Source organism: Exiguobacterium sp. SH0S1, assembly GCF_004337165.1.
Lineage (GTDB): Bacteria > Bacillota > Bacilli > Exiguobacteriales > Exiguobacteriaceae > Exiguobacterium > Exiguobacterium aurantiacum_A.
Genome location: NZ_SJVC01000002.1, coordinates 465732 through 474352, shown reverse-complemented (window position 1 = coordinate 474352; position 8621 = coordinate 465732). Strand labels below are relative to the sequence as shown.

At 53.4% G+C, this 8621-nt stretch carries 12 protein-coding genes; 8 read left to right on the top strand and 4 right to left on the bottom strand.

Going from position 1 to position 8621, the window contains the following annotated elements; all coding sequences use genetic code 11:
* Positions 1-90: 90 nt before the first annotated feature.
* Complete coding sequence (locus EVJ20_RS09125; protein ID WP_131507964.1) at positions 91-606, bottom strand: GNAT family N-acetyltransferase; 516 nt, start codon at positions 604-606, stop codon at positions 91-93.
* 79 nt (positions 607-685) lie between these two features.
* On the opposite strand from EVJ20_RS09125, the gene EVJ20_RS09120 reads away from it, so the two are divergent.
* The gene (locus tag EVJ20_RS09120; protein ID WP_131507962.1) at positions 686-1066 is read left to right on the top strand and encodes a VOC family protein; all 381 of its coding nucleotides are present in this window, start codon (positions 686-688) and stop codon (positions 1064-1066) included.
* A gap of 31 nt (positions 1067-1097) precedes the next feature.
* Here the strand turns inward: EVJ20_RS09120 and EVJ20_RS09115 are convergent, their stop codons facing one another.
* Entirely contained in the window at positions 1098-1403 is a 306-nt protein-coding gene (locus EVJ20_RS09115) for a winged helix-turn-helix transcriptional regulator (protein WP_070328289.1), read from the bottom strand.
* 117 nt (positions 1404-1520) lie between these two features.
* Here EVJ20_RS09115 and EVJ20_RS09110 point away from each other — a divergent pair, with 117 nt between their 5' ends.
* Genes EVJ20_RS09110 through EVJ20_RS09100 form a run of 3 tightly spaced genes read left to right on the top strand, consistent with a single transcriptional unit; the run spans position 1521 to position 4109 of the window.
* Entirely contained in the window at positions 1521-2012 is a 492-nt protein-coding gene (locus tag EVJ20_RS09110; RefSeq protein WP_070328288.1) for a lactoylglutathione lyase family protein, read from the top strand.
* Positions 2013-2014: 2 nt separating this feature from the next.
* Positions 2015-2995 (top strand): zinc-binding dehydrogenase, encoded by a 981-nt coding sequence (locus EVJ20_RS09105; RefSeq protein ID WP_131490275.1) that lies wholly within the window; start codon positions 2015-2017, stop codon positions 2993-2995.
* A gap of 49 nt (positions 2996-3044) precedes the next feature.
* Positions 3045-4109, top strand: coding sequence for a threonine aldolase family protein (locus EVJ20_RS09100; RefSeq protein WP_131490274.1), 1065 nt, complete (start codon positions 3045-3047; stop codon positions 4107-4109).
* 54 nt (positions 4110-4163) lie between these two features.
* Here EVJ20_RS09100 and EVJ20_RS09095 read toward each other — a convergent pair whose 3' ends face one another.
* Complete coding sequence (locus tag EVJ20_RS09095) at positions 4164-5345, bottom strand: TsoY family (seleno)protein (protein ID WP_131507960.1); 1182 nt, start codon at positions 5343-5345, stop codon at positions 4164-4166.
* A 343-nt stretch (positions 5346-5688) separates the two neighbouring features.
* On the opposite strand from EVJ20_RS09095, the gene EVJ20_RS09090 reads away from it, so the two are divergent.
* The 4 genes from EVJ20_RS09090 to EVJ20_RS09075 all read left to right on the top strand — a co-directional run bounded on the left by EVJ20_RS09090 (position 5689) and on the right by EVJ20_RS09075 (position 8064).
* Positions 5689-6882 carry an FAD/NAD(P)-binding oxidoreductase gene (locus EVJ20_RS09090; RefSeq protein ID WP_131507958.1) on the top strand — a complete coding sequence of 398 codons (1194 nt, stop codon included), beginning with the start codon at positions 5689-5691 and terminating at the stop codon, positions 6880-6882.
* Between the two features lie 17 nt (positions 6883-6899).
* Positions 6900-7457, top strand: a complete 558-nt coding sequence (locus tag EVJ20_RS09085; protein ID WP_131507956.1) for a hypothetical protein — start codon at positions 6900-6902, stop codon at positions 7455-7457.
* A gap of 80 nt (positions 7458-7537) precedes the next feature.
* On the top strand, positions 7538-7678 hold the full coding sequence (locus EVJ20_RS09080; RefSeq protein ID WP_236636340.1) for a LuxR C-terminal-related transcriptional regulator: 141 nt from the start codon (positions 7538-7540) through the stop codon (positions 7676-7678).
* A gap of 14 nt (positions 7679-7692) precedes the next feature.
* Positions 7693-8064: a YidH family protein gene (locus tag EVJ20_RS09075; protein ID WP_021066029.1), complete on the top strand. Its 372-nt coding sequence runs from the start codon at positions 7693-7695 to the stop codon at positions 8062-8064.
* 43 nt (positions 8065-8107) lie between these two features.
* Here EVJ20_RS09075 and EVJ20_RS09070 read toward each other — a convergent pair whose 3' ends face one another.
* Positions 8108-8608, bottom strand: coding sequence for an SRPBCC family protein (locus EVJ20_RS09070; RefSeq protein WP_070328281.1), 501 nt, complete (start codon positions 8606-8608; stop codon positions 8108-8110).
* Between the last annotated feature and the right edge of the window lie 13 nt (positions 8609-8621).

The following is an 8621-nucleotide window of genomic DNA, read 5'->3' as shown; positions in this document are numbered from 1 at the left end:
CATCACCCTCTCAAAAGAAAAAACAGGATAAGGGCAAGGAAAAAGAGCGATTGTCCCGACTTGAGTCGGTCCAATCGCCCTTTTTTCTGTTCACGCTCGGATAGAGCGGAGGTTTTTCAGTGCCCTCAATCTATCCTGAGGGCGCTTTTTGCGTTCTAATGCGATGAAGTCGAACGTACTCCCGTTCGTGTCTTGTTGAAACGAAGCCACTTGTCGAAACCCGCAAGCTTCATACACGCGAATCGCCCGCGCGTTGAACGTGGCAACCGACAAGGTGATACGATTTGGGTCGAACGTAGATTCGATGAAATCAAGAATCGAGGTGACGAACGCTCGTCCGGTCCCGTTTCCGGTCAGACCTGGCTTCATGCCTAAACCGAGGTCAATCGTATCGGCGTCTGTTTGATGCACGCTAACGAAACCGACCAGTTCGCCATCGTTCGTGATGGCGAATACCGATTGCCCTCGTTGTTCGGTGTCTAAAAACTCGGCCAAGTCGTCTTCGTCAGCCTCCATGTTATAAAAAGCATACTCTCCATCGTAATGCCAACTGAAGGCGATTGTTTCGGCCTGCGCTTGTGTCATCAAAGCGAACTTATACGTCATAGTGATTTCCTCGTTTCAAAAGGATAGATAGGTGCTACACTTTCGATAGTACCATCAATTCAAGAAGTGAGGTGACCACATGGGAATCAAACTAGATATGGTCGGCATCGTCGTCGAGGATATGAAGCGAGCGCTCGACTTCTATCGGCTGCTCGGACTGTCGATTCCAGTATCAATGAACGGGGAAGCGCACGTTGAAGTTGACGAAGGCGGCGTCCGGCTCGCCTTTGACACAGTCGAGGTGGAGGAGTCGGTGTATGGGGAATGGAAACCGGCATCGGGGCATCGGGTCGAGCTCGCTTTCCTGTGCGACAGCCGTGAAGCGCTCGATACACTGTTTGAAGCTATCTTCAAACAAGGATACGTGATTCATCGTGAGCCGTGGGACGCGTTTTGGGGACAACGTTACGCCATCGTCGTCGATCCGGACGGGAACCTCATCAGCCTATTCGCGTCATGACAAAACCCTCGCCGGAAAACTTGGCGAGGGTTTATTCGTCTCGGGTTTCGCCCCAAGAGCAGAGCGCCTTCATCGCTGGTTGCAGGCTAAACGCCTCCTCGGTGAGGGAGTATTCGACGTGGAGCTGTTTGTCGGTCGAATAGTCGTCGCGTCGGACCATGCCGAGCTGTTCGAGTTCGCGCAGTTGGTCGGTCAACACTTTGCGGCTGACGTCGGGGATGGCGCGCTGAATCTCCGAGAAGCGGCGCGGGCCGGTCTCGAGCGTGCAGTACACTTGTGGACGCCATTTACCGCCGATGATGTCGAGCGCCTTGTTGACGGGGAACGGGGTCGTCATGTTCAGTTCGCCTCGCTTTCGGGTAGTTACTTCAATGTGCGTACTTTTTTTCTTGCTACGATGAAGGTATCTTATCGTTATCGACCCAAATGAGCAACCAAAAAGGAGCGGATCAATTTGACTTATCCACGTACATTCTCACATATCGGGCTATCAGTCCCCAGTGTGACGGAAGCAGTGAAATTTTATGAAGACGTGATGGGCTGGTACACGATTATGCAGCCGTCGGACGTCGTTGAGGATGACTCACCGATCGGCGTCATGTGCACCGACGTGTTCGGCCCGGGCTGGGGCAAGTTCCGCATCGCCCACATGTCGACCGGTGACAAGATCGGCATCGAGCTGTTCGAGTTCCCGAACAACGAGAAACCGGAGAATAATTTTGAGTTTTGGAAAACAGGCATCTTCCACTATTGCGTCCAAGACCCAGACATCGAAGGGCTCGTCGAGAAGATTGTCGCCCACGGTGGCAAACAACGGATGCCGATCCGCGAGTATTACCCGGGCGATAAGCCGTACCGGATGGTGTACTGTGAAGATCCGTTCGGCAACCTCGTCGAGATCTACTCGCATTCGTATGAACTGACATATTCGGAAGGAGCGTACTAATCATGAAAGCATGGCTACTTGAACAACCTGGCTTAGAAAATATGCACCTCGGGGACATCGAACGACCGACCCCGGGCGCGGGCGAACTGCTCATCAAAGTCGAAGCGGTCGCCTTGAACCCGGTCGACTATAAAGTCGGCACGAACGGCAACCCGAACTGGGCATACCCGCACATCCTCGGCGTCGACCTCGTCGGCGAAGTCGTCGAAGTCGGCTCGAGCATCGCCAACATCATCACCGGCTCACGCATCGCCGTCCATACGAGTCTCGCGAACAACGGAGGTTTCGCCGAGTACGCTGTCGTCGACGCGCGTGCTTGTGCCGTCGTACCGCAAGACGTGAGCGACGAAGCGGCAGCAGCCATTCTTTGTGCCGGCATGACGGCGTATGAAGCGGTCATGCAGAAGCTGAACACGCGCGATAAAGAGACGATTCTCGTCCACGCCGGAGCGGGCGGGGTCGGCGGCTACGCGATTCAGCTCGCGAAAAAGCTCGGTCTCAAAGTATTCACGACGGCATCGCCGGAAAACTTTGAATGGGTCACATCACTCGGCGCCGACGTCGCAATCGACTACAACGTCGAGGACGTGACGGAACGAATCATGGAACTGACGGACGGCCGTGGTGTCGATCTGATTTTGAACACGGTCGGCCGCGACGTGGCGACAGCCGATCTCGATCGCCTCGCGTTCAGCGGACAGCTCGCTCATATCGCCGGTCCGCCTGACATGTCGAACATGAAAGGGTTCACGCTGTCACCATCGATCCATGAAGTCGCCCTCGGTGCGGCCCATGCGAGCGAAGACGAGCGCGCGATTCGCAACTTGGCGTATATGGCCGAGGAGTTGATGAAACTGCTCGAAACGGGTGAACTGAACGACCTCGTCACCGACGTATTGCCGTTCGACCGCTTGAAAGACGGACTCGAACAGCTTCAGACGCGGAAAGTACGAGGCAAGTTGATCGTCCGCGTACGCGACTAAATCTTGGCCTCTTGTCTCGTGACAAGGGGCTTCTTTTGGAGGGGATGACATGGATTTACGGACGTCATATCAACAGACGACGCATCAACTGAGCGGGCACGGGAAACGGAACGTCGGCGTCTTACAGCGCGCGTTCGAGCAAGCCGACCCGGAGCAAACGAGCGACCATTATGGGACGGGTGAGGTCATCGAACAATTCGAACAAAAGCTCGCCACGCGGCTCGGGACGGAAGCCGCTGTTTTCTTTCCGAGCGGCACGATGGCACAACAGATTGCCTTACGCATCTGGTCAGACGAGACGGCTAATCGAAGCGTCGCCTATCATCCGCTCTGTCACTTGGAGATTCATGAACAAGACGGGTTGAGACAGCTGCATCACCTCGAGCCGCTTTTGATCGGGGGAGCGGACCGATTGATGACGCTTGAAGAAGTGAAGGCGTTACCGGACGTCGCTTGCCTGTTGGTCGAGTTGCCGCAACGTGAGCTCGGCGGTTATTTGCCACCGTTTGATGAGCTTGAAGCGATCAGCCGGCACTGCCGGGATCGGGGGATTCATCTGCATCTCGATGGGGCCCGCCTGTTCGAGACGTTACCATATTATGAGAAGACGGCCGAAGAAGTATGCGCCTTGTTCGATAGCGTCTACGTCTCGTTCTACAAAGGGATCGGCGGTGTCGCCGGGGCGATTTTGGGCGGACCGAAAGCGTTCTGTGACGAGGCAAGAATCTGGAAACGGCGCTATGGCGGCGACTTGATCGGCTTATACCCGTACATCACCCCGGCCGACTACTACTATGAGCTCAGGAAAGACCGAATGGGAACGTACTACGAACATGCCAAAGCGCTCGCAACCCGGTTCAATGCGCTCGACGGTGTCTGGACGACGCCGGATGTGCCGGTGACGAACATGTTCCACCTTCATATGAATGGGGACGCAGAAACCGTCTCGAATTGGATCGAGCGTGTCCAAACGGAGACAGGCATCGGCATCACCGGGTACGTCGTGCCGCATGACGGTCATTGTTCGACCGAGATCAGTGTCGGGGATGCGTTTTTAGACATCGATACGTCTCGGCTCGACAAGTTGTTCGAGGTACTCTCCCATCAACAATAACAAAAGCCCTGAAGAAACAATCGTTTCGACAGGGCTTTTGTTGAGGAACGATGCTTACGCGGCCTCAAGTTTGGATACGTTTTTTCGTAGTGAAAGGTGTTTGACCGACAGTGTGATGAGCCATTGGATCGTCTTCGCTTGGACGAATACGAGCGGTGACAAGATGACGTAGTGCATCAGACTATGCGCTGTGATGAAGTCGTTTTGAACGAGTCCCCAGTGGACGAAGAACATACCGAGGACAACGTAGGCGACACCTGGGCAGATGAGGCCGAAGCTCGCCGCGCCATCAGGCTGTTCGTTGAAATAGTCGAGACGACGCAATACACGGAATCCGATCAAGCCGACGGCAGTGCTCGCCATGAACAGGAAGCCGAGTACGACGAACAGTAGCGCCGTGTTGACATGTGTCTCGAGTAGCCGGTGCGACACCATCGAATAGATTCGAACGAACGTGATTCCAGTGAGCGTGAAGATCGGAATCAGTAACCAGACGGTCGGTGCGCCAGGTTTGGCCAGACCTTTCGCCAATACGGCACGTAAACTCATACCGCCGAAGAAGAGGAGGATACCGCTGACGAGCGCTAAGAACAAGAGGGAGGCGACCGTCGATGTGACATAGACCCATGGTGTCGTCGACATCGCGGCAGGGCTCGCTAAACCGACAGCGACCATGACAAACGCGAACGCTCCTAAAAATTGTCCGAATTGATTCAAGTTGTCGACCGGAAATTTACCGTTCGCCATAACGTTGGAGATGTACTGAACATAAAGCACGAGCGCGTAGACGCCGATTGCCAAGAATGCGAGCAAGGCGAACGGGAAGAGTGATTGGACGTTGGCCCATAGTCCAGGGACGAACAAGGCGCCGAGAATGAACACGACGTTGACGCTCATCGCGTATGTAAGCGGTTCGGCCATGACCGCCACTTCACCCGGAGTGCTTTTGAGAGTCTGATAAGCCGACGTTCGCTTGTACGTGTGGAACGAGCGGACGTTCCAAATGAGCAGGCGGAAATGGTTCACCGCGAGCGCCAAGATGATGAGGGAGACAGCGATAACGAGAATTTGTGCAGTTCCTCCTTTCTCAAACGTGGCCCGCAAATGATCGAAATGGGGGAGTGGTGAATCTGGATGCGGAATCAAAAACATGAAATACATAAAGAACGAGACGGCGAGCCCGCCGTTACCGAGTGCTGATAAGAAGTAGAGCGGATGATAAGGTCGTTGTGTCATTGTGAAAAAGTCCTCCTAAAAAATTAGATAACCATTTTATACCCCCTATGGTATAATGGAGTCAATACTTTCCTCGTCAAATGAGGGGAATCCCCTATGCCGTTTTGATGAGGAAATCACGTCGGGTGAAGTGATTTAACTCACAGATTGACCCAGGAGAACAACTGGGGGACTTCATGACTAGATGACGACGATCATAGTTGCGTCCTATAGTCCGGGAGAAATTGAGGGACTTCCCCTATATAAGTTGTATGCGCTTTCAACTATGCTGAAGGCGTGGGTAAGTTCACTGAATTGACATAATTTTGTCGGTCATCTACGGAAACGAAAGGGGAATTGCTTTATGCGTACTCATTATCGAGTTGTCATCGTCGGAGCCGGTACCGGAGGGATTAGCGTCGCTGCGCGCCTGCTTCGTGAAAAACATCATTTAGCCGATGAGGTTTTGCTGATCGATCCTGAAACGAAACACTACTATCAACCGCTTTGGACGCTCGTCGGAGCCGGAGCCGCGAAAAAAGAAGAGTCGGAGCGAGACATGGCGACACTCATCCCAAAAGGTGCGAAATGGCTTCAGGACAAGGTAGTCAGCTTCGACCCAGAAGCCAATCAAGTCGAGACGGCTGTCAACGGGACGATTTATTACGACTACTTGGTCGTCGCGTCGGGGATTGAAATCGATTGGGGTCGGATCAAAGGATTAGAAGCAGCGCTTGGGACGAAACAAGTATGTAGCAACTACTCGTATCAACACGTCGACTACACGTGGGATACCCTTAGGGGTTTTGAGGGCGGTACCGCGTTGTTCACGCACCCAGCATCACCTGTGAAGTGTGGCGGGGCCCCGCAAAAAATTATGTATATGGCGGAAGACTACTTTGTGAAAACAGGTGTCCGCGATAACAGTAAAATCGTCTTCGGATCGGCCAACCCGGCTATCTTTGATGTTGCCAAATATCGGACGGCGCTCGAAAAAGTACTCGAACGAAAACGGATTGACACACATTTCCGTGTCAATTTAATTGAGATCAAAGCAGACGACAAAGTCGCTGTCTTTGAACAGTTAGATAGCGGGGAAACGTTCGAGGTGGGCTATGACATGATTCACGTCACGCCACCGATGCAAGCACCGACATTCATTCGAGAAAGCAAGCTGGCGGACGCGGGTGGATGGGTCGATGTCGATATGTACACGCTTCAACATAAACAGTATAAAAACGTCTTCGGACTCGGCGACTGCACGAATTTACCGACGTCGAAGACCGGGGCCGCGATTCGGAAACAAGCACCCGTCGTCGCTAAAAATGTGGGTGACCTCATGTATGGCCAAGTCCCGGTCGCGTCGTATGACGGCTACTCGTCTTGCCCGATCGTCACAGGCTACAACAAACTCATCTTGGCCGAGTTCGATTACGAGAAAGTACCACAAGAGTCGATGCCGTTCAATCAAGCGAAAGAACGCCACAGCATGTATATCTTGAAAAAAGACTTTCTTCCAGTCATGTATTGGAACGGGATGTTGAAAGGGACGATGTGAGAAAGGGGGAGAAGACGATGGAACGTACACCAACGAAAGAACAGACACTAGAATCTGTGTTGACGCGGCCGGACGTCGAGCAAGCGCTCGTCTCCCTCGTCGAACGATTGCCCGAGATTGAGAAGTCGCTTCGCCGCCTCGAAGACGCCGTCGATTTCGGGATGGCGACGATGAACGACCAGCAAGTGAGACAAAAAGTCGACACGCTCCTCGACTCATCGAATTTACAAGTCGAGACGCTCGAGGCGGCGGTCAAGCTCGCCGAGAAGTTGCCGATGTTGCTCCAGGTGACGAACCAGCTTGAACAGGTGCTCGCTTTCGCACAAGACGTCTACGGGGACGAGCAGACACGAGAACTGATCGGTCAACGGGTCGATGAATATGTCGCACCGGTAAAAGAAAAAGCCGACGCCACGCGCACGATGCTCACCGAAATCCGAGCACGGGCCGAACGCGACGACCGCAACATCACGTTGTTCTCGCTCGTTCGTTGGCTGAAAGAGCCATCGGTCCAGCATGGCCTCAAGTATATGCAGGCGACGGTCGAAGTATTGTCCGAACAAACAAAAAAATAATGAACCGGTCCGGACGTGAATCCATCACGTCCGGTTTCTGTATGCTTGAATAGTTGGTGTTTTTTACCTGTGGGGATATGATGGAAGAAGGAAGTGAGTCGGAAATTGTACGTTTGACGACGCTCGGGTATGGCAATATCGAGATTGTAGAGAAACTCGGCATCAGTCCGAAGACGGTCGAGTTATGCTTAAAAAATCGGTTGATCGACTACGACGGCTAGAAAGAGGGGAAGTTATGAAACTAGATTTAGAGAAGACGGTCGATTCACAGTACATTCAACAGCACCTCGCCAACGAGCGGACGTTCCTCGCCTGGATCCGGACGGCCATCACCGTCATCGGGATCGGCTTCCTCGTGACGAACTTTCATTACTATCGAAGTGAGAACTTGAGCGGGGCCGAGCATCAACTGATCACGGCGATCGGCATTTTGTCGATCATCTTCGGCATCGCGACGATCCTCGTCGGGACACGGTCGTACTTGAAGAAAGTGCACACGATCAACTCGCAGCAGTTCAAGTCGGCGAAGATGAGCCTCGTCGCGCTCGCCATCGGGATGGTGTTCATCTTCACGCTCATCTTGATTGTCAGTTATTTTCTGTTTTAACAAAAAACCGCCCGCATCTCAACCGAGGTGCGGGCGGTTTTGGTTATCTCGAGACGATGGCGTTGAGACGATCGAGTTGTGACGAGAAGCCTTCGACGGCGCCCATTTCGACGACCTGTTTGAGAGCAGCATCGTCTGTGAACTCGGAGCGGCTGACGAGCAACGTCCCGTCCGGAATGTCGATAAATTCGTTCGTGATCGTCATGACCGGGAAGTCGGGATTGACGTTCCCCGCCTCGTCTGCAAAAGCATCAAGGTAGACAATCCGGGAATGGGGATCGATTTCAAGGAACGTCGCCTTGCCCCATGACTCCATCCCGACATAATCGACTTGGTCCTCATCGACACAGGTCATGCAATAATGCCATGTCCCACCCGGTTCAAACTCAAACGTGCGGATGTCTGTTTTCCATCCCGCAGGTCCCCACCACGCCTCTAAGTGAGCCGGGCTTGAGAATGCCTCGAACACGAGCTCACGTGGCGCTTTGAAACTCCGCTCAACAACCAACGTCTTACCTTCGACGTGCGATTTGACCGTTCCCATTTGAAAGACTCCT